Origin of the sequence: Acinetobacter brisouisimilis (genome assembly GCF_000368265.1) — a bacterium.
Classification (GTDB): Bacteria; Pseudomonadota; Gammaproteobacteria; order Pseudomonadales; family Moraxellaceae; genus Acinetobacter.
Map to the genome: position 1 here is coordinate 517,103 of NZ_KB851219.1, position 23,585 is coordinate 540,687.

The 23,585-nt window shown below is 40.6% G+C and carries 24 protein-coding genes, 1 tRNA gene and 1 pseudogene; 13 read left to right on the plus strand and 13 right to left on the minus strand.

Annotation, left to right across the window (positions count from 1 at the left end; translation table 11 throughout):
- The first annotated feature begins 43 nt into the window (after positions 1–43).
- The 3 genes from F975_RS06095 (at position 44) to serC (ending at position 2,841) form a co-directional block, all read left to right on the plus strand.
- On the plus strand, positions 44–973 hold the full coding sequence (locus F975_RS06095) for a LysR family transcriptional regulator (protein ID WP_004751370.1): 930 nt from the start codon (positions 44–46) through the stop codon (positions 971–973).
- Between the two features lie 501 nt (positions 974–1,474).
- A tRNA-Asn gene (locus tag F975_RS06100) sits at positions 1,475–1,550 on the plus strand.
- A 211-nt stretch (positions 1,551–1,761) separates the two neighbouring features.
- Positions 1,762–2,841: a 3-phosphoserine/phosphohydroxythreonine transaminase gene (gene serC, locus F975_RS06105; RefSeq protein ID WP_004751372.1), complete on the plus strand. Its 1,080-nt coding sequence runs from the start codon at positions 1,762–1,764 to the stop codon at positions 2,839–2,841.
- A 231-nt stretch (positions 2,842–3,072) separates the two neighbouring features.
- On the opposite strand, the gene F975_RS06110 is transcribed toward serC, so the two are convergent.
- Complete coding sequence (locus tag F975_RS06110; RefSeq protein WP_034425804.1) at positions 3,073–4,011, minus strand: hypothetical protein; 939 nt, start codon at positions 4,009–4,011, stop codon at positions 3,073–3,075.
- Positions 4,012–4,216: 205 nt separating this feature from the next.
- On the opposite strand from F975_RS06110, the gene F975_RS06115 reads away from it, so the two are divergent.
- The gene (locus tag F975_RS06115; protein ID WP_004751378.1) at positions 4,217–4,690 is read left to right on the plus strand and encodes a YaiI/YqxD family protein; all 474 of its coding nucleotides are present in this window, start codon (positions 4,217–4,219) and stop codon (positions 4,688–4,690) included.
- Positions 4,691–4,693: 3 nt separating this feature from the next.
- Positions 4,694–5,602 carry a DMT family transporter gene (locus F975_RS06120; RefSeq protein WP_004751380.1) on the plus strand — a complete coding sequence of 303 codons (909 nt, stop codon included), beginning with the start codon at positions 4,694–4,696 and terminating at the stop codon, positions 5,600–5,602.
- Positions 5,603–5,604: 2 nt separating this feature from the next.
- Here the strand turns inward: F975_RS06120 and F975_RS06125 are convergent, their stop codons facing one another.
- Positions 5,605–6,177, minus strand: a complete 573-nt coding sequence (locus F975_RS06125) for a PilZ domain-containing protein (protein ID WP_004751382.1) — start codon at positions 6,175–6,177, stop codon at positions 5,605–5,607.
- 23 nt (positions 6,178–6,200) lie between these two features.
- Between F975_RS06125 and F975_RS06130 the strand changes: the two genes are divergently transcribed.
- From F975_RS06130 to F975_RS06140, 3 genes are all read left to right on the plus strand, one after another.
- Positions 6,201–7,436, plus strand: coding sequence for a lipoprotein-releasing ABC transporter permease subunit (locus F975_RS06130; protein WP_004751384.1), 1,236 nt, complete (start codon positions 6,201–6,203; stop codon positions 7,434–7,436).
- Entirely contained in the window at positions 7,429–8,112 is a 684-nt protein-coding gene (lolD, locus tag F975_RS06135) for a lipoprotein-releasing ABC transporter ATP-binding protein LolD (protein ID WP_004751385.1), read from the plus strand. Before F975_RS06130 ends, lolD begins: the two co-directional genes overlap by 8 nt.
- Positions 8,113–8,228: 116 nt before the next feature.
- Complete coding sequence (locus F975_RS06140; protein WP_228127412.1) at positions 8,229–10,625, plus strand: DNA internalization-related competence protein ComEC/Rec2; 2,397 nt, start codon at positions 8,229–8,231, stop codon at positions 10,623–10,625.
- Here F975_RS06140 and F975_RS06145 read toward each other — a convergent pair.
- Positions 10,555–11,568, minus strand: coding sequence for a lysophospholipid acyltransferase family protein (locus F975_RS06145; protein ID WP_004751388.1), 1,014 nt, complete (start codon positions 11,566–11,568; stop codon positions 10,555–10,557). The two genes, F975_RS06140 and F975_RS06145, sit on opposite strands and share 71 nt — an antisense overlap.
- Positions 11,569–11,695: 127 nt before the next feature.
- Here F975_RS06145 and F975_RS06150 point away from each other — a divergent pair, with 127 nt between their 5' ends.
- Positions 11,696–12,730: a S49 family peptidase gene (locus F975_RS06150; protein WP_004751390.1), complete on the plus strand. Its 1,035-nt coding sequence runs from the start codon at positions 11,696–11,698 to the stop codon at positions 12,728–12,730.
- A 24-nt stretch (positions 12,731–12,754) separates the two neighbouring features.
- Positions 12,755–13,567, plus strand: a pseudogene (locus tag F975_RS06155) (alpha/beta fold hydrolase).
- 14 nt (positions 13,568–13,581) lie between these two features.
- Here the strand turns inward: F975_RS06155 and purN are convergent.
- Complete coding sequence (gene purN / locus F975_RS06160; protein ID WP_034426176.1) at positions 13,582–14,214, minus strand: phosphoribosylglycinamide formyltransferase; 633 nt, start codon at positions 14,212–14,214, stop codon at positions 13,582–13,584.
- A gap of 10 nt (positions 14,215–14,224) precedes the next feature.
- A complete protein-coding gene (gene purM, locus F975_RS06165) occupies positions 14,225–15,295 on the minus strand; it encodes a phosphoribosylformylglycinamidine cyclo-ligase (protein ID WP_004751398.1) in 1,071 nt (356 codons plus the stop codon).
- 136 nt (positions 15,296–15,431) lie between these two features.
- Here purM and cxpE point away from each other — a divergent pair, with 136 nt between their 5' ends.
- Together cxpE and hda are read left to right on the plus strand one after the other, a co-directional pair.
- A complete protein-coding gene (gene cxpE / locus F975_RS06170; protein ID WP_004751400.1) occupies positions 15,432–16,631 on the plus strand; it encodes a chloramphenicol efflux transporter CxpE in 1,200 nt (399 codons plus the stop codon).
- 14 nt (positions 16,632–16,645) lie between these two features.
- Positions 16,646–17,368 carry a DnaA regulatory inactivator Hda gene (gene hda / locus F975_RS06175; RefSeq protein WP_004751403.1) on the plus strand — a complete coding sequence of 241 codons (723 nt, stop codon included), beginning with the start codon at positions 16,646–16,648 and terminating at the stop codon, positions 17,366–17,368.
- Here the strand turns inward: hda and F975_RS06180 are convergent.
- The 5 genes from F975_RS06180 to F975_RS06200 form a co-directional block, all read right to left on the minus strand.
- Complete coding sequence (locus F975_RS06180; protein WP_004751406.1) at positions 17,365–17,790, minus strand: DUF3106 domain-containing protein; 426 nt, start codon at positions 17,788–17,790, stop codon at positions 17,365–17,367. The two genes, hda and F975_RS06180, sit on opposite strands and share 4 nt — an antisense overlap.
- A complete protein-coding gene (locus F975_RS06185) occupies positions 17,780–18,112 on the minus strand; it encodes a hypothetical protein (RefSeq protein ID WP_004751408.1) in 333 nt (110 codons plus the stop codon). The genes F975_RS06180 and F975_RS06185 overlap by 11 nt, the downstream gene beginning before the upstream one ends.
- Positions 18,102–18,716: an RNA polymerase sigma factor gene (locus tag F975_RS06190; RefSeq protein ID WP_004751410.1), complete on the minus strand. Its 615-nt coding sequence runs from the start codon at positions 18,714–18,716 to the stop codon at positions 18,102–18,104. The genes F975_RS06185 and F975_RS06190 overlap by 11 nt, the downstream gene beginning before the upstream one ends.
- Before the next feature lie 159 nt (positions 18,717–18,875).
- Complete coding sequence (locus F975_RS06195; RefSeq protein ID WP_034425808.1) at positions 18,876–19,652, minus strand: TrmH family RNA methyltransferase; 777 nt, start codon at positions 19,650–19,652, stop codon at positions 18,876–18,878.
- Positions 19,653–19,718: 66 nt separating this feature from the next.
- Entirely contained in the window at positions 19,719–20,690 is a 972-nt protein-coding gene (locus F975_RS06200) for a class 1 fructose-bisphosphatase (protein ID WP_004751415.1), read from the minus strand.
- A gap of 178 nt (positions 20,691–20,868) precedes the next feature.
- Between F975_RS06200 and F975_RS06205 the strand changes: the two genes are divergently transcribed.
- Complete coding sequence (locus F975_RS06205) at positions 20,869–21,069, plus strand: NF038105 family protein (RefSeq protein ID WP_004751417.1); 201 nt, start codon at positions 20,869–20,871, stop codon at positions 21,067–21,069.
- Positions 21,070–21,111: 42 nt separating this feature from the next.
- On the opposite strand, the gene pal is transcribed toward F975_RS06205, so the two are convergent.
- The 3 genes from pal to F975_RS06220 form a co-directional block, all read right to left on the minus strand.
- Entirely contained in the window at positions 21,112–21,681 is a 570-nt protein-coding gene (gene pal, locus F975_RS06210) for a peptidoglycan-associated lipoprotein Pal (RefSeq protein WP_004751420.1), read from the minus strand.
- Positions 21,682–21,723: 42 nt separating this feature from the next.
- Positions 21,724–23,007, minus strand: coding sequence for a Tol-Pal system beta propeller repeat protein TolB (gene tolB, locus F975_RS06215; RefSeq protein ID WP_034425810.1), 1,284 nt, complete (start codon positions 23,005–23,007; stop codon positions 21,724–21,726).
- Between the two features lie 67 nt (positions 23,008–23,074).
- Positions 23,075–23,566, minus strand: a complete 492-nt coding sequence (locus F975_RS06220; protein WP_004751424.1) for a TonB C-terminal domain-containing protein — start codon at positions 23,564–23,566, stop codon at positions 23,075–23,077.
- Between the last annotated feature and the right edge of the window lie 19 nt (positions 23,567–23,585).

A 23,585-nucleotide genomic window follows, 5' to 3' on the forward strand; every position in this document is an offset into this window, starting at 1 on the left:
CGTATTATGATTAGATCACGCTTTTTTATACCGAGGGAAGGTAATGTTAGATCAACTTCGAGCAATGGGAGTGTTTGCTTGTGTTGTCAAACAGAACTCTTTTAGTGGTGCTGCCCGACAGTTGGGAATTACTACGAGTGCTGTCAGTCAGCAAATTCGCTCTTTAGAGCAGGAAATGGACGCAATCCTGCTATATCGATCAACTCGAAAACTTAGTTTGACTGAAGAAGGTCAAGTATTTTATCAGAGTTGTAAAGAGATGCTCGCAGCAGCTGAACGTGGCAAGATTCGTATGAATGAGTTACGTGATGATCTGATTGGTGAATTACACATCGCAACGACACCTGAGTTAGCCGCGAATCATATTATTCCAGCGCTATCTCAGTGGTTGTTTGCACACCGCGCTTTGAGTGTGAAGTTTGATGTTGATACACAATTAATTGATTTGCAAAAAAATAATATTGATATTGCTTTGCGTATGGCACCTAAAATTGAAGAAACGACGTTCGATACCATTCCTTTGGCTCGAGTTGAACAAGTTTTGGTGGCTTCAGCAGATTATCTCAATCAGACAGCGTCAATCAATGTCCCAGAAGATTTGAAACAGCATAATATTTTGCCTGTGTATAGCATGCAGCATTGGCATCGTTTTTTCTTTCAGCACAATTTGTCTGACCAGCGTGTTGAACTGGAAATGAAAGCACGAATGAGTAGTAATAATATTTGTGTGGTCAAAGCTTTATGTAAAAATGGTCTGGGTTTGGCTCGAGTATTGTATTTAGATGTACAAAAAGAGCTGATGAATGGCGAGTTGATCGAGGTTTTACCTGACTGGAAATTACCTAGTTATACCTTGTATGCAGTCGCTGCACCGCTAGCGCAGCGTTCAATGAAAACCCAACGTTGTATTGAAGCTTTGAAAGCATATTTTAGCCAGATCCCGGGCGGACGTTTATATAAAGAAGCTTCTTGATCAATTATGATGTTACTGTTTCTCCTAAAATAGAAGCGCCTAATGAATTTCATTGGGCGTTGTGTGTTTTAAGATAAATGCTATTCCTGAATATATAAATCCCTATCGATTCTATAACTATTTTTCTAGTCTCTTTAGCTGTTATTCTTTTATGTAATTAATGCATACTTTTTTTATATTAGTTTTATATAATTCATTGATACTTTTTTTATATTATTTTTATTTTATAGCGCAAAAGAAAATCGATGAATGAAGGACATTGAGTAAACAAAATTTTATGTATTCTTTATGCCGAAATATTTTGCCAGTAACACTCTCTATCTAGGCTCAGTTTTTTTATTTGCATCAATCTATTTATTATTATTCCTGTAAAGGCTTTTTTTTTTGATGGTTACGTTCTTAATGGTTGCTTGTTTTTAGAACACTTAATTGATTTATATATATTTTTAAATCAGAATTCTTGACTGTATGCTGCTTTATCTCTAGAATTCTGTTCCAGATTCTCCCATAGCTCAGTCGGTAGAGCGACGGACTGTTAATCCGCAGGTCCCTGGTTCGAGCCCAGGTGGGAGAGCCAAGATTCAAAAAGCCATACATTTAAGTATGGCTTTTTTTATGAATAAAAATAAGTCAAATATTACATGTGTTTGCATCTGCTAGCACTAAAAAACTACAGCAGATGTTTGCTCCAAATAGAAATATTAACTTAGGAAATTACTGCATCATTTGGCATTCTGTGGTTAAATGCCATCACATTTTATTGTATTTACTTCATGAAGGAAGAAATCATGCGCGCGTACAATTTCTGTGCTGGTCCTGCAGCATTACCAACAGCCGTTTTAGAAAAAGCTCAAAGCGAACTCCTAGATTGGCATGGTAAGGGCGTTTCCATCATGGAAATGAGCCATCGTAGTAAAGATTATGTGGCAGTTGCGGAGAAAGCAGAAGCTGATTTACGTCAGCTCATGAACATTCCTGAAAATTACAAAGTATTATTTTTACAAGGTGGGGCAACATTACAGTTTTCTGCAATTCCACTGAATTTATTAGGTAAAAATAGCCAAGCAGACTATATTCATACAGGCATTTGGTCTGAAAAAGCCATTAAAGAAGCTCAGCGTTATGGCAATGTGCATGTGATTGAAGCGGGCACACAAATTGATGGCAAAACTGCAATTACTGATCCTGCAACTTGGCAGTTTTCTGACAATGCTGCTTATGTGCACTATTGCGAAAATGAAACGATTGGTGGTTTACAGTTCAATCATATTCCTGAAACTCAAGCGCCATTGGTTGCTGATTTATCTTCAAGCATTTTGTCTGCGCCGATTGATGTCAGCAAATTTGGTTTGATTTATGCTGGCGCACAGAAAAATATCGGTCCTGCTGGTTTGACTCTTGTGATTGTCCGTGAAGATTTGCTAGATCAGGCAAAACCTGAAATTCCAAGTTTGTTGAAATATTCGGCTCAAGCTAAAAATGACTCTATGGTGAATACACCTGCAACTTATGCATGGTATTTGTCTGGTCTGGTGTTTGAGTGGTTACTTGAACATGGTGGCGTACCAGCAATGCATCAAATTAACTTGAAAAAAGCTGAGTTGCTTTACGGTTACATCGATTCTAGTGATTTTTATAATAACCCGATTGTGAAAGCGAACCGTTCATTGATGAATGTGCCATTTACTTTGGCGGATAGCGATTTAGATAAATTGTTCTTGCAAGAAGCTGAAGCCAACCATTTGTTAAACTTGGCAGGTCACCGTTCAGTCGGTGGTATGCGTGCCAGTATTTACAATGCTGTACCATTTGAAGGTGTACAGGCATTGGTAAGTTTTATGGATGACTTTGCAAAACGTCACGGTTAAGTTGAACGGTAAGCCAAAAAAAACCTCATCCATATGATGAGGTTTTTTATTTAAGTAATCTAGTGTAGAAAAAAACCAAGCAAGAACATACCAAGTACAAAAAAACAAACTGCGCCAAAATCAATCTTGAATCTGGGTTGGCTATGTTGTTGCAGCATATTTGAGGTCTGTTGTTGTGTAATTTTCATAAGACTGCAGCCTAAATTATTTTAGACCATACCCTATAGTATATTACTTTTTAGTTTTAGCATAAATATTCGCCTGAATCCATATGTTGCCTCGAATATATTGCCCAATTTCAAAATTCATATATTCAGGATTACGGCTTGCAATTCGAATTAATGTGGCTTCTTCATTGTCTTCAAGCAATAAGGTGACATCGTACAGAACATAATCTTCATTCATACATGTCGCATGTGTTTTTCCGACAATTTTGCCTTGAAACCATGCTTCATCTTCTTGTCCAGCTGTCTCACCATATAGGTAAGCTACCATTTTTGAAAAATCTACGGTGACAGGAGCATGGTCATCCTCGGTTTTTGGTTGCCATGCATCAATCAGTTCCTGCAAATTGCTTGGCGCAACACCGTTATGTGCTGCCAAAATATCATTTAAGGCACGATGATGTTTAATTGATGCAGGATCATCAACAATAATTTGCTCGTGTTCATTGACCTGTTCAAGTTCATATGCCCACGCATTTAAGTGTACACAATAGTTTTGATCTTTTACGTAGTGCTCATGGTTGACGCTATAAAGATTATCAAACGCATATACTGTTGCATTTTGTCCAATATTTAAGCGTAATACTGCCTGTGTGTTAGATTTACAGCAAATGACACGTTCAATTTTTGCTGTAGTTTTATAGGGACTTTCAAAAATCGGGAAAGCAATTTTGACACATTTAGGTTTGTTATTTTCAACGGCGACGACTTGGGAAAATTGAATTGCGGCATGATTTGGCCCTTGAATCAGCCATGTGCTAGCATCCATATCTTCTTCATTTGCACATAAACCCATTGGCATGACTGGTGCATCAAGTGCTTGACCTAACCACCGAGGAACGGTTTGTGCTGGGTCATCTGTGAGCAAACTCCAATGCTCAATATGGCTTCCAAAGTTTTGGTCATCGACAGTAATTGTATCTGGTCGGTTATTTTGCATATTCATAAGCACAATTGCAGTGGGTTTGTTTATATTTATCGAGGGTAACTTATTATTTTTCAAGTCATCGCCATGAATTTTTATTGATTGCATAAAATTTATGTGTCTATCTGCACAAAAAAACGGAAATAGACCGAAAGGTCAACACATCACAGCAGTGTCATGTGTAATTTGTTAAACTAACGTAGAACTGAATAAATTGTGAATTATTGTGGCTAATTTTAAACTTTGGGTTGATGCAGATGCCTTGCCTAAAATTTTGCGTGAAATTATTTTTAGAGCTTCAGATCGCTATTTGCTGGAAGTAATTTTTGTTGCGAACCAACCTGTGGGAATCAGCCCATCGGTACGTATTAAATCCTTGCAGGTGTTGAGTGGCGCCGATCAAGCCGATCAGGAAATTGTGAGGCAAATGGCTGCGCATGATGTTGTGATTACTCAAGATATTCCATTGGCAGCTCAGGTGATTGAAAAAGGTGGCGTTGCGATTCATCCACGCGGTGAGGTTTTTACTACAGCCAACATTAAGGCACGTCTGCATTTACGCGATTATATGGATACTTTGCGTGGCGCAGGTGTGCAAACGGGGGGTCCAAAACCACTGAATGAGCGCGATAAGCGGGAATTTTCTAGTGCGTTAGATCAGACGATTCAGCGCCAGATTCGCGTTACCAAGACGAGCTGAAAGATGCCAAAAGTACAATCGCAATTGGCATTGACCTATATGCTTTTAATCTTGATCTGGGCAACAACGCCGTTAGCAATTGTCTGGAGTGTGAAAGACCTCAACCTGTTTTGGGCATTGGCATTTCGTTTCTTTTTGGCATTACCGCTTGCTTGTAGTTTGCTTTGGATCTTTAAAATACGATTGCCGTTTAATTGGCAATCGGTGCATAGCTATATTGCGGGTTCATTTAGTTTTATCGGTTCACAAATTTTTACCTATGTTGCCACTCAGTATTTGAGCTCGGGAATTATTGCCTTGATGTTTGGCTTAACACCGATTATGGCTGGATTAATGGGCTGGGCATGGTTTAAACAATATCTGCATTTTGCACAGTGGTGTGGCATGCTGGTCGCATTGTCTGGTTTGGGCATGATTTGCTTTGCAGGGCAGCAGCATATACAGCCATTTGGTATTATCCTGATGCTCATCAGCGTTTTTAACTATGCATTGTCAATTTTCTGGGTGAAGAAAATTCGAGCGCCACTTCACCCGATGGCACAGGCAACGGGCTCAATTTTGATATCTACTTTTGTGGCTGTGCTGATGCTGCCTTTTATTTGGTCACATTTTCCAACACATATGCCAAATCTGAAATCGTTGCTAGCGCTTGCTTATACAGTGGTGGTGGCATCGTTACTGGCGATGTTTTGTTATTTTAAACTGGTGCAGAGTATTCAGCCCACAACATTGTCTTTAACCAATGTCATGACGCCGTTATTAGCATTGCTGATCGGTGCAGTATTTAATCATGAAGCTTTGGGAACACAAGTGATTTTGGGGGCTTGTGTGCTGGTTATCGGATTGTTGATCTATTTTTTTCGCGATTTACAACTTCAGCAGAAATGGCAAAAACGTTTTCGAAAAATGTAAGCTTATAGTGTGTTTATAGACTGATTTTCAAGACATTCTGCAATTTTTTCACGGTCATGTGGGTGCAAAGAAATAAAGTGACAGCCAATACGAAAACTATTTTTGGCATCATAGTTTTCGTAGACCACCTGTGCGATGGCTGCAATATGAAAAAAGTTATCAGGATGGCTCAAGGTGACGTGGATGTAGCTATCTTTAGTAATGGCATATTCAGTAAAAAAGCTTAAGCCAGCTTCAGATAAGTTAATTTGTTCAGGGGTTGGTAACATGCTTTGTACAATAGAATCATACATTGTGCCTGTTATAAGGTTTAATTTTTGGTTGAATAAGGATAAGATTTTGGCAATTTGTTGATCTTTTTCATTTAATTGTTTTAATTCGTTGTGAAGAACCTGATCAAATTGATCTAGTTCAGTAAGTAGTAGAAAATAGCGTGGCAAAACAAAGTGAGGGTCATAGGGGTCTTTTAGAGCCATTTCTTCTGAAATGACTTGATAGTTAAACCTTAAGGCAGCGTCCATACGAGACATGACCCGCCTTTCAATTTGTTCGTATTGATGCTGTAATTTTCCCATAAAATACCTCGGATTTAGGTCGTATGTTTAAACCAATCTCGCTGTACATTGGTCTGAGATATACTCGCGCACGTCGCAGTAATCATTTTATTTCTTTTATTGCACTGGTTTCCATGATCGGTCTGACGCTTGGAGTCGCTGTACTGATTACCGTATTGTCAGTGATGAATGGTTTTGACCGTGAATTAAAAAATCGTGTTTTAGGTATGATACCTCAAGCCAGTGTATCTTCAACGGAAATCATTACAGATTGGCCAGATTTAGCTAAAAAAATTGCTCAACATGAGCATGTTAAAGGCGTAGCTCCTTTTACTCAGTTACAAGGGATGTTGACTGCACAAGGTCAGGTGTCAGGCCTGATGGTCAATGGTATTGAACCACAGTATGAAAAGAATGTTTCCATTATTCAAGATCATATGGTTGCAGGAAGCATTGATAACCTGAAAAAAGGTAGTTTCGGGATTGTTCTTGGTAAACAGATGACCGATGCTCTGGGTTTAGGGCTAAATGACAGTGTGACTCTAGTTTTGCCTGAAGCGACACCGTCACCTGCAGGTGTGGTTCCGCGTTTCAAGCGCTTTAAAATTGTCGGAATTTTTAGTATTGGTGCTGAAGTTGACTCAATGATGGGTTATATCGCCCTGAACGATGCCGCTACTTTGCTCCGTTTGCCTGATGGCGCTCAGGGGATTCGGATAAAGCTAGACAATATTTTCCTTGCGCCCCAAGTTGCTCAGGATATTGTGAAACAGTTGCCAAATGGCTTTTATAGCTCTGACTGGACATATACACATGGCAACCTGTTTAGCGCGATTCAGATGGAAAAATCCATGGTGAGTTTGCTATTGTTCCTCATCGTTTTGGTTGCTGCGTTCAATATCGTCTCTTCTCTGGTTATGGTCGTGACCGACAAAAAATCTGATATTGCCATTTTACGTACACTGGGTGCTTCACCTGCCACGATTACTCGTATTTTTATGGTACAGGGCACGATTATTGGTGTCATTGGCACATTCTCAGGTGCGGTGTTGGGGGTTATTCTGGCATCGAGTATTAGTACCGTGATTGACTGGCTCAATACCCGTTTAGGTTGGCATTTGTTTGATGCGTATTTTATCAACTATTTACCTTCTTATTTAAGATGGCAAGATGTCGCTGTCATCGTGGTGGTGTCATTAGTTTTAAGTTTCTTGGCAACCATTTATCCAGCGCTACGTGCTGCGAAAATCCAGCCTGCGGAGGCATTGCGTTATGAGTAATGTGGTTTTGGAAGCTAAGCAAATCAGAAAAACCTTTACTGATGGCAAGACTGATGTCGATGTGCTTAAAGGCTTATCTCTACAAGTTGAAGCAGGCCAGTGTATTTCGATTGTCGGGGCGAGTGGTTCAGGTAAAAGTACCTTGTTGCATGTTTTAGGTGGTCTAGACCGACCATCTAGCGGTGAAGTATTTTTAAATGGACAGCGTTTTGATACATTGAGTGAAACCACTCGTGGCGAGTTACGCAACTTACATTTGGGTTTTGTTTATCAGTTTCATCATCTGCTTCCTGAATTTAGCGCGCTTGAAAACGTGGCTATGCCTTTAATGCTACGTAAAGGCAGTCAATTTAGTGAGGTCAAGAAAAAAGCGGAGTATTTACTGGAACGGGTTGGATTATCACATCGCCTGACTCATAAACCTGGTGAACTCTCTGGCGGTGAGCGTCAGCGTGTTGCATTGGCACGTGCTTTGGTGACCAATCCTAAAGTCATGCTAGCCGATGAGCCAACAGGAAATCTGGATCGACAAACGGCAATGACTATTTTTGAATTGCTGAATGATTTGAAAAAGGAATTCAATATGGCCATGCTGATTGTGACGCATGATGAACAGTTAGCACAGACCGCAGACAAGATTATGCATATGCAGGATGGTTTGTGGAAAAACCCATAAATTTATTGGGTTACATCCTCTAAAATTTCTTGTTAAAGCCCACAATGTGGGCTTTAATGCCTTTTATAGATAACAAAAACAGTTTATTAGAAACAATGAAATGGAACTTAATTTTTTTGGCATGGGTAATTGGAATCTGTACTTTAGGTTTGCCTCAAGCTCATTATTTAAGTAGTTGGTCAATATCGTGTAGTTGCATTCTACTCGGAATAGCTTTGCTGATTGGTTATGCAAAACAGTATTTTTTACAACTTAAAAACAGTCAAATTCTGATTCACCTATTGATCGCCCTGGCTGTATTTTTCGCAGCAATAGCATTTGCGGATCATCAACTTCAGCAGCGCTTAAGCCTAAGACAAACACAGGTACATCAGGCTGAGGTGGTGGTTTATGTTGATCGGATGAGTGTATTAAACAAAGATAATAAGCAGCAAATACTTCAGGTCTGGGATACCTCACATCAGCAGATGGTGCATTGGCTTGCTCGAATTCCAGCAAAACAACCTGAGTTGCAACTGGGACAGTATTATCGCTTGACTGGACAGGTACGACCTGCACACGGCTATGCGATTACAGGTGGATTTGATCAGGAAAAATGGTTTCTTCAGCAAAATCTTATGGCAAGTTTTCAGGTCAGGCAGTTTGAATTGTTGAACAAATCGCAAGCACTGACACAAAGTTCAACTTCATTTATTCAGCTACATCGGGGATTTTTGCAGGCATCACGATTATGGATTGAGCAAAAGCGCCTGAACTGTCGGAACTGGTTGATGCAATCGCCATTACGGCATCATGGGTTATTACTGGCATTGTTGACAGGAGATGAAAGCCTACTCGATGACATAACCCAGCAACAATTTCAGAACTTGGGGATCCAGCATTTATTGGCAATTTCGGGACCACATGTCTTGGTTTTTGCGATGCTACTTTGCTTCATGCTACATCATTTAATCGCAAGATTTTGCCCCGAATTATATTTACGTATGCCTAAACAGTTGCTGCTAAGTCTACCTTTTTTAATTGGCATTTGGGTGTATTGTGGGTTTGTTGGTTTTGATATTCCTGCATTACGAACTTTACTCATGAGTAGCCTGATTGTGCTTGCCATGTGGTGTCAGCGAAGGCTTTCTGTTTTCACGACTTTATTAGCAAGTGCAGCACTAATGCTACTGTTTGATCCATTTAGCATGTTATCGGTAGGTTTTTGGCTATCGTATGGTGCCTGTTTTATTTTGCTGCGAGTTTATCAGACCATACAGCAGCAGCCGCAACAAGTGCTGCTTGGTCATTTCCAGCAATGTCGTTACTATCTGCGGTTACTGTTTGAATCTCAGGGTAAGATTTTTATTGCACTGTTGCCCTTAGTGATGTTGTTTTTTCAGCAGCTTTCTTGGCTTGCACCACTTGCAAATATCATCGCCATTCCTCTGATTGGTGTTGTGATTGTACCCTTAAATATCTTGGCAACCTGCGTTTGGTTACTTTCACCAAGTCTTGCATTGCCACTGTATCATGTCGCTGATGCAGCAATTTCAATCTTGCTTGTCAGTTTGGGAACTTTACAAAGTGCAATTCCTGTTGAAGTGCAGCAACTGCATTTTACGCCGTTACAAATTGCGGCACTTACACTGGCAATTGTGATGATGTTCTTGCCGAAAGGTACTCTGCCTAAAGCATGGCTAGTTTTGGGGTGTTTGCCTGTAGCGCTTCCTGTTCATGAAAAACAGTCATTTGAATTTAATGTACTTGATGTTGGACAAGGGCAGGCAATCCATATTCGTGATCAAAACAAGCAGATTCTGATTGATACAGGTGGGACGCGTGATGAGCAAAAGTTCAGTCTGGCAGATCGGGTGCTATTGCCTTATTTCTCGAGTCGTGGAATCTCAAGTTTAGATCAAGTGATTTTGAGTCATCTCGATCAGGATCATAGCGGTGCATTTCCTCGTTTAAATGAAAAAATGCCAGTCAAGCAACTGTTAAGTAGTCAGCGCCCACAGGGTAATTTACCGAGTTTTGACTATTGTCATGCAGGACAGCGTTGGGTCAGTAAAAATATAGAAATGCAAGTATTATCGCCCCAAGAAGATGACTTGGTGAATGCTGAATATCAACCAAATGAATTGTCTTGTGTGATTTATCTGAGCTATCGGCATCAGCAAGCCAAGACCCACTTTTTGATTATGGGGGATGCTGGCATACAAACAGAACAGTTTTTGTTGCAGCAATACCCAAATTTAGCTGTTGATGTTTTAGTGCTTGGGCATCATGGTAGTCGCTTTAGTTCATCGCCCGAGTTTTTACAACGGCTAAAACCTAAAATTGCGATTGCTTCGGCAGGGTTGCACAATCGTTATGGACACCCAAGTCGGGAAGTGCAACAACGTTTACAACGAGCACAAATTCCATTGCTCAATACAGCAGAACAGGGCTCATTGTATTTTACAGTAACGGATGAGGGGTCTCTAAAGTATGTAGTGGCTCGGAATGCTCGTTTGTGGCTGCATCCTTAACATATTGTCGTTCTGTACGCACCTGATTAACTTTAGCCAGTGCTTCATCTTCAGGTAAATTATAAATGTTATTGAGTTCAGGATTAGCTTTAAAGCGTTTATAGCTCCAATGGTAATGCTGTGGATATTTGCGAATCAGATTCTCAATCATTTCATGAATGATATGCGTACCTTCTTCATCTGATCCAGCGTAAATTTGCTCAGCAACAGGTTCGATGAACATATCATACCCTGCATTGTCATTACGAATGGCATACAAAAATAAGGCACGTGCTTTGGTTTTTTGAATCAATTTTGCGGATAAATTGCTCGACGCGAGTGGAATACCAAAGTAGTCCACCATTGTTCCACCGATGTTAGGGGTATGATCTGGCAAAATGACGGTTGTACCGCCACGTTTCAGATCTTTAAAAATTTGCCGAACACCCGATTCATCGGTGGGTACAAGATGAGCATTTTCACGACTGCGAGCTTCACGCACAAACTGATCGGCAACTTCATTTTTAATTGGTTTGTACATAATGGTCATGGCGGTATGTTGTGCGAACCAAGAATTCATCACTTCCCATGTACCAAAATGAGGAACAATCAGAACGATACCTTTCTTCTGCTCTAATGCGTTATAAAAGTGCTCTTCACCCTGAATGTGATGAATACGGGCAATATTTTTATCATTACTTGCTCCCCAAACATTGAAGAACTCAAAGTAAGAGGTCATTTCATTTTTAATCGCTTCTTTGACGATATACTGGCGTGTGTCCTCATTCAGCTCAGGTAATGCAATCCGAATATTTAAGTCGGCTACTTGAGCTGTTTTTGCAATTTTAACGGTATTGGCAATAGATGCTAATACGCGTGCAAAAGCACGTGCAAAATGTAAAGGCTGTTTACTTACAAACTTTAAAACACGATAGGTAAAAGAATTTGAACTTGAATTCAGCATTGGAAAAGATTCGTACACAATTTATCGCCATTCAGCGAAATATTATAAGTGAAAACTTTTCTTTTAGACAGCGACTAGGCTTTCAGTGTATATAATGGGACAATTTTTTATCGCTAGGATGTGATTTATGTCCGATTGGCCACCAAAACCATTCAATCAAAATACAAATCAACATAATGAGCCTCAAGCTACTTGTGGACAAGAGTGGCAACTGCTTGAAAAAGTGGTGATGGCTTCTGTCACAGAGCAGCGTCGCGCACGCCGTTGGGGCATTTTTTTTAAGGCATTAACCTTCTTATATTTATTTATTGTGATCGTTGGCATTTTGCGTAGCTGTAATAATGCCAGTAGTGATGGTGTAAGTACATCTTCAAGTAGTAGTCATCTGGCTGTTGTCGATATTGTCGGAACCATCCAGTCTGGTGGTTCGAAGTCAGTTGATAGTGCAGATACGATTAAAGCGTTGCGTCAAGCATTTGCTGCAAGTGGCAGTAAGGCGATTGCTTTAAATATCAATTCACCAGGTGGATCACCTGTTCAATCTGATGAGATTTGGCAAGAAATCCGTTATCAGGAAAAACAGCATCCAGACAAAAAAGTTTACGCTGTCATTGGTGATATGGGCGCATCGGGTGCATATTATATCGCGTCAGCTGCCAACGAAATTTGGGTCAACCCATCGAGCTTAGTGGGCTCTATCGGAGTGATTATGCCGAATTATGGTGTAGCAGGGTTGGCACAAAAATTGGGTGTAGAAGATCGTACCATGACCTCCGGTGAAAACAAGGACATTCTAAGTATGACCAAGCCGATTAATCCAGCGCAGCGTACACATGTGCAAGCAGTACTTGATGACGTGCATGAGCATTTTATTGCTGCTGTGAAAGAAGGTCGTGGTGCTCGTCTAAAAAGTAATGATCCTGCCATCTTCTCGGGATTGTTCTGGAGTGGTGCACAAGCTGTGAAAATAGGTATTGCTGACCGTACAGGTGGCATTGAAAGCTTAAAAAGAGAGTTAAAACTTGATAAAACTGTAAATTATACTGTTCAACGCAATCCGCTAGAGTCCGTATTGGGCAAAATGGGGGCAGAATTTGGACAAGGTTTTAGCGAAACTGTAACGCAACAATTGCAAAGTCAAAAACAAGTGAGTTTGCAATAAATGTGAAAAAATAGACAGGATATTATGACAACCAAACCGATTATTCATTTTGCACATGCCAATGGTGTTCCATCATTGGTTTATCGAAAACTTTTTGACTTGTTGTCTGAAAATTATCAGATTATTTTTGTACCGCTACTTGGGCCAGATAAACGCTAACCTATTGATAATAATTGGGAAAGTTTGGTAAATCAGGTAATTGACAGCATTGTACAGCAGGCAAAAGGGCAGGCAGTCATCGGTTTGGGGCATTCTTTAGGTGCTTTACTCACCTATATGGCAAGTCGTAAACGTCCTGAACTTTTTCAGCAAGTAGTGATGCTTGATCCACCTTTGATTATGGGGGCGGCTTCTTTTGCTTTTGATATGGCAAAGTTGTTTTACCCAAAAATGGTCGATCAGCTTAGCCCTGCGGGACTGTCAAAACGTCGTCGTGATCAGTGGGATTCTCGTGAGCAGGCGGCACAATTGTTTCGCCCAAAACCCTTTTATCGTAATTTTGATTCTGACTGTTTTTCTGATTATCTTCGTTATGCTCTCACTGAAGATAGCATTACGGGTGGTTTTACTCTTACGATTCCTAAAGTTGATGAACTGGCAATTTTTCGCACAAACCCTTCAAATTGGTGGCGAGTTTGGCCTGAAAAGCCACCTGTCACAACACGTATGATTGTCGGAGAGAAGAGTCCGTTTTATGAGCGTAAGTTTACTGAAATGGCACAAAAACGCTTGGGGATTCCTTTTTCAGTCATGGCGGGTGGGCATATGTTCCCATTAGAACATCCAGTAGAAACCACGCATTTAGTTCAGCAGGTGATAAAAAAAAGCGCATCATGAAGATGCGCTTTTTTTTAGAACTTACAAAATTGTATCGGGCCTGACAGTGGCTTATCTTGGTATTCAACTTGTTGAGCTGATACATATTGAAGTTGCCCAGAACAGATCCATTCAACCACTTGTGGGTAAATCACATGTTCTAAAACATGAACACGTTCAGCCAAACGTTCAGCATCATCATGCTGAGTAACCGCAATTACACCTTGTGCGAGAGCTTGACCTGCATCTAGCTCATCTGTGACAAAGTGCACGGTACAACCATGCCAACGATCACCAGTATTGAGTACACGCTGATGGGTGTGCATACCTTTGTAGGCTGGTAGTAATGAAGGATGAATGTTTAACATCTTTCCTTCCCAAGCCTGTACAAATTTAGGTGTTAAAATGCGCATAAAGCCAGCAAGAATGACCAAATCTACATCCCAAGCCTGAAGCTGTTGCTGCATCGCAGCATCAAAAGCTTCACGGGTAGGGAATTTTTTATGTTCGATCACATGTGTGGCAATATTTGCTTGCTGGGCACGCTGCAAAGCGTAGGCATCTGGTCGATTTGACAAGACACCTACAATCTTGCCTGATAAATTTGCATCAATCAGTGCTTGTAAGTTACTTCCGTTGCCTGAAACCAGTACTGCAATTTTGATCATGCGATTTTCTTTATGCAAATAACACACGAACTTTTTCGTCTGCACCTTCAACAGATTCAGCATTTTCTTGGATATGACCAATTTTCCATGCTTTCTCGCCTTGAGCATTTAAAATCTCGATGGCTTTATCTGCTTCACTTGCATCTACAGCGATGACCATACCAACGCCACAGTTAAATGTGCGGTACATTTCAAAGCGTTCAACATTACCTTCGCGTTGTAGTAACTGGAACAACTCTGACCATTCCCAAGAGTTTTCGTTAATCACTGCTTGAGCGCCATTTGGCAATACGCGTGGCAAGTTACCTGGTAAGCCGCCACCTGTGATGTGCGCCATAGCATGAACATCAACCTGTTTGCAGAGTTCAAGCACTGGTTTTACATAAATGCGTGTTGGTTCCATTGCAGCATCTGCAAGTGGACGACCATCAACGATTTGCGTTAAATCAACATTTTTAACGTCTAAAATTTTACGGAGTAGCGAATAACCGTTTGAATGTGCGCCAGAAGATGCAACACCGATTAAGATATCACCAGCTTTGACTTTTGAACCATCAATGATTTTGCTTTGCTCAACCACGCCAACAGCAAAACCTGCTAGGTCGTAATCTTCACCTTCATACATGCCAGGCATTTCAGCAGTCTCACCGCCGACCAATGCACAGCCTGCAAGCTCACAGCCTTTACCAATACCAGTAACGACATTTGCAGCAACGTCAACATTCAAGTGCCCAGTTGCATAATAGTCAAGGAAGAAAAGGGGTTCTGCGCCACAAACCAAAAGATCGTTAACGCACATGGCAACAAGGTCTTGACCAATAGTGTCATGACGATTTAAGTTAAGGGCAAGGCGTAATTTTGTGCCTACGCCATCGGTGCCTGAAACCAAAACAGGCTCTTCATAGCCCTTTGGAATTTTACATAATGCACCAAAGCCGCCTAGTCCGCCCATTACTTCTGGACGAGTTGTGCGTTTTGCGACAGATTTGATGCGATCGACAAGTGCATCACCTGCTTCGATGTCTACGCCTGCATCTTTGTAGCTTAAGCCAGTATTTGAATTGGAAGTCGAGTTGCTCATATGAAGAAGTCTCCGCTTTGGCCGCAGATTATAACCTAATATACGAAATTCTTACGTTATTTATGCATGAAAATGTTATCTTTGCTTATTAAATTATCCTTAATAAATAATCTTATAAATTGAAGTAGGCAAATACATGATCGATCGTCCATTACGTCGTATCTTTATTTTGGTAATTATTGCACTATTACTGTGGCTGATTTATTTACTTAAACCTGTTGTCATTCCATTTGTCGGGGCATTTTTCATTGCTTATCTGTTCAGCCCACTGGTCGCGCGTTTGTCAAAGTTGGGGCTACCGCGCTGGCTATCAACCTGTGTGGTATTTCTAGGTATTAGTGTTGGCTTAACCTTTGCGCTTTGGTATGTCGTACCTTTGGTCTGGAAGCAGGTGATTTATGCTCGTGATAGCATTCCAGCGGGCGTGCATTGGGTCAATCATCATTTCTTGCCATGGGCAGAGCGCACTTTTAATCTTCAGCCTATGCGTATAGACACAGATCAGATGTCAAATGCGATTATGCAGTATATCAAGACCAATTATAGTATTGATAATATTCAGACTTTGGTACTTCGCCTTGCTCAATCGGGATTAAATTTTATTCAGATCGGCGGTACGGTCGTATTGGTACCCATTATTACTTTCTACTTTTTGCTAGATTGGGAGCGTATGCTCAAGCAAATGCATCGCTTGATTCCACGCCCGTACGAAAAAAATACCATGCGGATTGTACGTGACTGTCATATGGTATTGGGGGCATTTGTCAAAGGGCAAATTTTGGTCATGTTCTTGTTGGGCGTGGTTTATGCAGTTGGCTTACAGCTCATTGGTCTGGAGGTAGGCTTAATCATTGGCATGGTGGCGGGTCTAGCGAGTATTATTCCTTACTTGGGCTTTGCAGTCGGCATTATTTCAGCTGTGATCGCAACCTTATTCCAGTTTGGGATTGACTGGATGCAGTTGGTTCTTGTGGGTATTGTTTTTATGATCGGGCAGGCGATAGAAGGATATATTCTACAGCCATTTTTGTTGGGTGATAAAATCGGTTTGTCTCCAGTTGCAGTGGTTTTTGCAGTTTTGGCTGGGGCTCATTTAGGTGGTATTCTGGGGATGTTGATTGCATTGCCTGTAGCAGCAATCATTGTGGTACTCTTAAAACATGCGCGTGAGTTTTATGAAAGCACCATGTGGTATGGAAAATCAGCGCAGGTCATACTTGACGGAGAAAACGGTAAGAGTGTCCATGTCGATGCTGAAAATATTAATGTTGATATAACAATAAAAAATCAGCAAGATAGCCAAAAATCAAGTAAGATTGATTCAGATAAATTCTAGGTACATGTGCATTTATGCGTCAATTACAACTCGACATAGAACCTCAACTTGATGCCCGAATTAGTGATTTTTCAGGGCCAAGTTGGGGGCATGTCATTGATGCAATTCGCCAGCTACATGCAGGGTTAGTCAACCGTTTTTATGTTTATGGCGGTGCAGGGACAGGGAAAAGCCATCTTCTATCGGCAATTTGTGATTCTTATTGTGAAATTGGTAAAACAGCCATTCAAGTTTCATTATTGCAATTGCTGGATGCGCCAATTGAAGCAATTACTTCATTAGAACAATATGATTTGGTTGCCTTAGATGATATCGAGGCAATTAGTGGTGTAAAGCACTGGCAGAAAGCCGTATTCCACCTGATTAATAATAGTGATCAGGAAGGTCGGCAGTTGGTATTTTCATCACGTTATGCTCCTATTGAACTCAAACTTGAGTTACCTGATCTACAGTCACGCTTAACACAGGCTGTGAGTGTGAAGTTGCCCAATGGGAGTTTATATGCTGACCGACAGGCTTTGGTGCTTTCGGTATTGGGACGTCGGGGTGTCCATCTCGATCAGCAAATCATTGATTATTTATTGTTGAATGGTCCACATCAGGCATCTTTGTTATTACAGGCCGTTGAGCGTTTAGAAAAACTACTCAAAGGTGAAAAAACCAAGTTGTCAAATGCAACATTACGTCAAATTTATGCACTGATTGATGAATATCAGCAAACATCATTCTCTCATTAACTTGAGGGCGTTGGCGCTGGGTGATTGATCTGCTGGAATTTTTGCATATATTCCTGACGGATCAAATTACGCTCTTGTAGTGTTTTGGCTTTTTGCATGCGTAGTCGCATGGTTTGACGTTGCTGTATGCTCATTTGTTGCCATACGTCGCGCATACGTTGTTGTTCTTGTTCTGGTAGTTGCGTAAACCAGTCCATTCGTTGCTGAATGCTGTTACTCTGCTGAGTAGGCATCTCTTTGATATTTTGATAACGCTGAATCAGTTGTTTTTGCTGCTCCGCTGTCAACTCATCCCAGTTATCATCGACTTGAGCAGTTGTGGTACTTTTTGTGTGAAATGGCCAAAAGCGTTCAAATCCTGCAAAGCTGGTTTGCAAGAAGGCAAGTGCACAAAAAGCTAAGGTCACTTTCTTAACTGCCATGAGAATTATGATCCTCTCCAAATACCATGACCATTTCCAAATCTTCGACCATTTGTGGTGAAAGCTTATTGGCATTGTTATTGACAATTGCCTGCTGAGGATGGGTTTTCTCAGAGAAATTGAACGCAGTGGGTAATACCAAGAACCCTGTTAAGGTCGCTGCAAGTGCAAAGCCTGTCATTTTCCACATCGAGTGGCGATGAGCTTTCTCTGCATGCACTTTTTCAATGACCTGATACATCAACACATTTTTATCTTTATGTGTTTCTGCGAGGTGGTCAAGACGTTGCGTAATTTTTTTTGCAAAATCATCATTCTTCATGTGATGATCCTCCAATATGTGGATTAAGGTGTGCTAATGCTGTTCTTAAACCTTGTATAGCGCGGTGATAGTGGGTTTTTACACTACCTTCGCTACAATTCATAATTTGAGCAGTGGTTTGGGTATCAAAGCCTTCCCAAGCGCGCAGCATGAAGGCTTGCTGTTGACGTACAGGGAGTTGGCGAATTGCCTGTTGAATTTCTTCAATCGTCACTGCCTGATCTAGTGTATCAAAAGGATTGAGCTGTTGCTGATCCTCAATTTCAAGTATTTCTTCACTGTCATCATCAAGACTGATTTTCTTGAAAAGTGAAAAAGGTTGTGATCTTCGTGCTTCTTTGCGCCGCCAATCTTGTAATTTATTGTTTAAAATAGTGTAGAACAACGGGTACCATTCATTAATTTCTTTATCAGCATAAGATTTGTGCAAGGAGATAAAAGCTTCCTGTACCAGATCCATTGCAATACCTTGTTGTCCCTGTGTCGCATTTTCCATCATGACCAAGGCACGACCAGTCACGTCTTGCATAAAAAACTTAAGACGTTGTTCAGTCGTTTTTGACTGACTAAGTTCAGACTTGGTCTCTTTTGGTGTTAGATCCATAGAGATGGAAAATCCTGTCATGGGATACCCACCATATTGTTTCAACAATGTATTTCTAATAACGTTCAAACAACATGGAAGGTTGACAATTCTACTAAATTTTTTCAGTGTAAAGTAATTTGAGTAAAAAAGGGCTTAAAGTAAAATAAATGAAACGATTTATTGGCGTTGGCGCACCATCTCAAATAAGCAGATCGAACCTGCGATTGCAACATTTAAAGACTCTTGTCCACCTGGTTGTGGAATAGCAACTGCTTTGGCATGAGCTAAAGCATATTCAGAAGCACCTTGTCCTTCGTTGCCTAGAATCCATACACAAGGTGTGCTGAGGTTTTGAGCATATAAACTTTCAGAACGATGTGAGCTGGTGACATAAACTGGAATTTTGAAATCAGGTAATAATAAGCTGAGATCAGCATTTTCAAAGCATAATAGTGAGAATTGAGCACCCATACCTGCGCGTAAAACACGAGGAGACCAAAGTGCAGCAACGCCTTTGGTACAGATGATCTGTTTGACATTTGCCGCTGCCGCCGAGCGCAGTAAAGTACCGACATTTCCAGGATCCTGAACATCATCAAGAATAAGGGTGTCTGCTTTTAAATCAACAGTTTGGGCATGCTTTGGAATATCAATAATCGCAAGGCATGCTAGAGAAGTGCCTAGTGTGCTGAGATCTTTATATAAACTTTCACTAATAATAAAAATTTGCCCTTGATACTGCTCTTGGATTTTTTCCAGATCAGGGTGTTCTAGAGCTGCTTCGGTGGTAAAAAGTGAAACAATATTTTTATGTGTTTGCAACCATGCTAGACACAAATGTGTGCCTTCAAGAACGGTTTGCTGATGTTTTTTACGATATTGGTTTTGCTCAATCAGTGAACGCAGGTGTTTAATTTTTGCGTTGTCTTTTGAAGCAAGAAAAGTCATGGACATAGTAATAACCGCTTAGATGTAAGGCTTAGCTTACATCTAAGTCTAAAACAAGAAAAGATAAATCAATTAATGGTAGCTAGTAACAAGTTCAACTTCATCTTTACTACCCAAAATCACAGGTACACGTTGATGTAATTCAGTTGGCTGAATGTCCAGAATACGAACACGACCAGTCGTTGCTACACCACCAGCTTGTTCAACGAGCATGCTCATCGGGTTTGCTTCATACATCAAACGTAAACGACCTGCTTTTTTCGGATCTTTCAAGTCATATGGATACATGAAAATACCGCTACGACATAAAATACGATGAACATCACCTACCATACAAGCGACCCAACGCATGTTAAAGTCTTTACCGCGAATGCCTGTTTTACCTTCAAGCAATTCATTAATATAACGTTTTACAGGTTGTTCCCAGTGGCGCTGGTTAGATGCATTAATTGCAAATTCCTGAGTTGTAGGGCTAATGCTAATATCTTGTTTTGTTAATACAAACTCTTGACTATCAACATCATAGGTAAAGAAAACAGTACCTACACCTACAGACAGTGCCAACATGGTCGATGGACCGTACATGACATAGCCTGCTGCAACTTGGTCAACACCTGCTTGCATGAAATCTTCCGCTTGGGTCACGGCATTTTTTGCAGGAAGAATTGAGAAAATTGTGCCAACACACATATTAATGTCAATATTGCTTGAACCATCAAGAGGGTCAAACAAAACGAGATATTGACCATTTTCCTGTGCTGAAGTAAAAGTATCCAGTTCTTCAGATGCTAAACCACCCACGTGTGGATGAACTTGTAGAGCATCAATTAAGATTTGGTTAGAAATCACATCAAGTTTCTTTTGCGTTTCGCCCTGAACATTTTCGTGTTCTGCACTACCCAAAATCCCTGCAAGGGCACCTTTTTGTAATGCCTGATCAATCGTTTTGCAGCTCTCAATAATCGTTTCAATGACACTGGCTAGTTCTGGTGTAAGATTTCCCTGTTGTTGTTTTAGATAGTGGGATAATGTGGCAGTTGACATAATGAGGTTGCTCCAAATTTTGTGCAATATGTTCTTGGCTAGAACGGCTGGGGCATATTTTAGATGAGAACCGCAAAAAATAAAAATTTTATAGACACAATTGACATTATTTTTCAGCTTGCAAGTCTTGTAGAACATGCTATTTTAAAATCATAACAAGAGGAAAGAGGATATCGTTATGACAACAAAGACTTTTGATGCCATGCCGACGCCAAGTGAAGCGATTGATTTTAATGAAATTACTGATGAAAATGTCAAATCAGCTTGGGCGAATTATGAGACTAAACCTGAATACAAAGAATTTAACAAACATGATCTGATTGAATCGATGCAATCATGCAAAATTGATGAAACTACGAAAAAAATACTCGATCATTAAAAAAGCGCTCCATTTTGAGCGCTTTTTTATTGTCAGGGTTACTTATTTAAGTAGAGGAGGCACTGCTTCGTAGTTTAATTCTACGCGACGGTTTTCTTTCCATGCATTTTCATCATGCCCTGGATTGATTGGCATTTCTTTACCATAACTTACAGTATCTAGTTGGGTTGGATTAACACCGTAAGAAACAAGATAGTTAAATACCGATTTTGCACGGCGTTCGCCGAGTGCCATATTGTATTCACGTGTACCACGTTCATCGGTATGACCTGTTAGTGCAATCTTAGAACCAGAGTTTGCTTTTAAAAAGTCAGCATGAGCTTGAAGTGTTTGATAGTCAGTAGATGACAAGTCACTGCTGTCATAACCAAAATGTACAACACGTTGAGCAAGAAATGCTCGGTTAGCATCTGTAACACCTTTGGCTGAAGCACCTTTTAAGTTCTTCGCATCAAGTGCTGCGTCGTCGCTTAAACCTGCAGTATTGACTGTTGTTGTACCTGATGGGTTGGTTGTAGGATTAACTTGAGTTGTTGGCTTGCGACTCGCACATCCTGTAAAAATTACAGTAGATGCCAAAACTGGAAGGATAAGAAGTTTTAAAGTTTTCATGATGGATACTCCACATATCACGATATGTAATAAAAACTGAAATTATTTAGGTGCCCATGCAGGTTCACGGACTTCACCTTGCTCACTTGGAAGGTTCATACGGAATTGGCCATTGGTCGAAATAATCGACAACAAACCGCGATTGCCTTCATGAGTGGCGTACACCACCATTTGCCCGTTTGGTGAGAAACTTGGTGATTCATCTAGGTCAGTTGGGGTGAGTACATTGAGCACGCCAGAATTGAGATCCTGAATCGCAACTTTAAAGCTACTGCCTGCAGGTCGATGTACCATCGCCAGTTTTTGACCATCAGCACTGAGCGTGCCGCGTGCATTAAACGTTCCTCGGAAGGAGATACGTTTACTTGAACCATCGGCAAATGTATAGCGATAGATCTGTGGTGAGCCACCTCGGTCAGAGGTGAAAATAAAAGACTTACCATCTGGTGCATAACGCGCTTCGGTATCAATTGCTGAATCATTGGTAATGCGTTGATATTGGTGAGTCGCGAGATCCATACGGTAGATATCAGGATTCCCATCCATAGATGATGTAAACAACATTGATTTACCATCTGGTGAGAAGCTTGGCGCGCCGTTTAAACCTTTGAAGTTAGTGAGTACCTGACGTTGTCCTGTCGATAAATCCTGTAAATAAATTGCAGGGCGTTTGGTTTCAAACGAAACATACGCAATTTGTTTACCATCTGGTGTCCAAGCAGGCGACAGAATTGGATAGTGTGAAGACAAAACTGTAAATGGTCGCTCACCATCTGTATCTGCAATTTGCAAAGTGTAGCGTTTGTCCGAATTACTTGGATCTCGTAAGACATAGGCAATACGTCCACTGAAATCCCCTTGAATGCCTGTGAGTGCCTGATAAATGGCATCACTCATCATATGGGCGGCTTGACGTATGCGAGAAGTCGGTACGGTTAAAACTTCATTGAGTAAGTATTTTTGTTTATCTACATCGTAGAGCTGATAATGAACTTGATTGGTATTGGCATCGATTGTGGTAATTTTACCTACGACTACATAAGGAATACCTGTAGTTTTCCAGCTGGCGGCATTGATATTGTCAATACTGCCACTGGTTGGTAAGTTTTGTGATGCACTGCTAAAGCGTCCCGAACGATTCAGATCAGTCTCTACGATTGGGTAAATGCTTTGATCATTGCTAAATGGCACAATCGCAATTTTAGGTGCTTGTTCAGGTGCTTTGGCAATTTCAAGGTGCAGTTGAGCTGAGGTCGTTGTGGATAGGGTAGCGCCCAATCCTGCAACAAAAGCTAAGGCAAGAAGATGCTGACGTTTCATTTCCATCATTGTTATGCAGATCTTAGGGTGAAAAGGTTTTACACAATCTAAACCATGCGAGTTAAATAAACTATTACTTTGCTGTAAAAGTTATATAAAAAAATTGTCGATATTGAATGGCATCGGGGAGTGGATAAGGGGCTGATTGTAAAATTGCCTGACGAATACTGTCTTGCATTTCTTTTGAAGAATTTTGAATCTCGATATTTAAAACATTGCCTTTAGAGTCAAGTTGAATGGCTACTTTTGCGGTTTGTCCTGAACTATGTGGAGGAACATTCCAAGCATTCATAATTTTACGTCTATATAAATTCTTCCATGCCTGAATGGCTTCAATTTCAGCTGTTGTCAGTTTAGTGTTGAATCCCTTTGGATGTTTAATATTAGTGTCAGTTTGTTTTATTGCTTCTCGTGCAGTTTGTTGTGGAGTATTTGCTTGGGGGTGTTCGGAAGCTTCTAGTATAGAAGTGGTTTGTTTCGCAAATACAGAATGACCTGAACTTAGAATGATAAGTGTCATTAAACGGATTGAAAGATATTGAAAAGTTGATTTTAAATTAAGCATGATTTTAAGTTTAAGTATG

Bases quoted from the DNA above. Each gene is read 5' to 3' on its own strand.
- F975_RS06095 (WP_004751370.1), top strand. From the start codon at position 44: ATGTTAGATCAACTTCGAGCAATGGGAGTGTTTGCTTGTGTTGTCAAA.
- serC (WP_004751372.1), top strand. From the start codon at position 1,762: ATGCGCGCGTACAATTTCTGTGCTGGTCCTGCAGCATTACCAACAGCC.
- F975_RS06110 (WP_034425804.1), bottom strand. From the start codon at position 4,011: ATGAATATGCAAAATAACCGACCAGATACAATTACTGTCGATGACCAA.
- F975_RS06120 (WP_004751380.1), top strand. From the start codon at position 4,694: ATGCCAAAAGTACAATCGCAATTGGCATTGACCTATATGCTTTTAATC.
- F975_RS06125 (WP_004751382.1), bottom strand. From the start codon at position 6,177: ATGGGAAAATTACAGCATCAATACGAACAAATTGAAAGGCGGGTCATG.
- F975_RS06130 (WP_004751384.1), top strand. From the start codon at position 6,201: ATGTTTAAACCAATCTCGCTGTACATTGGTCTGAGATATACTCGCGCA.
- lolD (WP_004751385.1), top strand. From the start codon at position 7,429: ATGAGTAATGTGGTTTTGGAAGCTAAGCAAATCAGAAAAACCTTTACT.
- F975_RS06145 (WP_004751388.1), bottom strand. From the start codon at position 11,568: ATGCTGAATTCAAGTTCAAATTCTTTTACCTATCGTGTTTTAAAGTTT.
- F975_RS06150 (WP_004751390.1), top strand. From the start codon at position 11,696: ATGTCCGATTGGCCACCAAAACCATTCAATCAAAATACAAATCAACAT.
- purN (WP_034426176.1), bottom strand. From the start codon at position 14,214: ATGATCAAAATTGCAGTACTGGTTTCAGGCAACGGAAGTAACTTACAA.
- purM (WP_004751398.1), bottom strand. From the start codon at position 15,295: ATGAGCAACTCGACTTCCAATTCAAATACTGGCTTAAGCTACAAAGAT.
- cxpE (WP_004751400.1), top strand. From the start codon at position 15,432: ATGATCGATCGTCCATTACGTCGTATCTTTATTTTGGTAATTATTGCA.
- hda (WP_004751403.1), top strand. From the start codon at position 16,646: ATGCGTCAATTACAACTCGACATAGAACCTCAACTTGATGCCCGAATT.
- F975_RS06180 (WP_004751406.1), bottom strand. From the start codon at position 17,790: ATGGCAGTTAAGAAAGTGACCTTAGCTTTTTGTGCACTTGCCTTCTTG.
- F975_RS06185 (WP_004751408.1), bottom strand. From the start codon at position 18,112: ATGAAGAATGATGATTTTGCAAAAAAAATTACGCAACGTCTTGACCAC.
- F975_RS06190 (WP_004751410.1), bottom strand. From the start codon at position 18,716: ATGGATCTAACACCAAAAGAGACCAAGTCTGAACTTAGTCAGTCAAAA.
- F975_RS06195 (WP_034425808.1), bottom strand. From the start codon at position 19,652: ATGTCCATGACTTTTCTTGCTTCAAAAGACAACGCAAAAATTAAACAC.
- F975_RS06200 (WP_004751415.1), bottom strand. From the start codon at position 20,690: ATGTCAACTGCCACATTATCCCACTATCTAAAACAACAACAGGGAAAT.
- F975_RS06205 (WP_004751417.1), top strand. From the start codon at position 20,869: ATGACAACAAAGACTTTTGATGCCATGCCGACGCCAAGTGAAGCGATT.
- pal (WP_004751420.1), bottom strand. From the start codon at position 21,681: ATGAAAACTTTAAAACTTCTTATCCTTCCAGTTTTGGCATCTACTGTA.
- tolB (WP_034425810.1), bottom strand. From the start codon at position 23,007: ATGGAAATGAAACGTCAGCATCTTCTTGCCTTAGCTTTTGTTGCAGGA.
- F975_RS06220 (WP_004751424.1), bottom strand. From the start codon at position 23,566: ATGCTTAATTTAAAATCAACTTTTCAATATCTTTCAATCCGTTTAATG.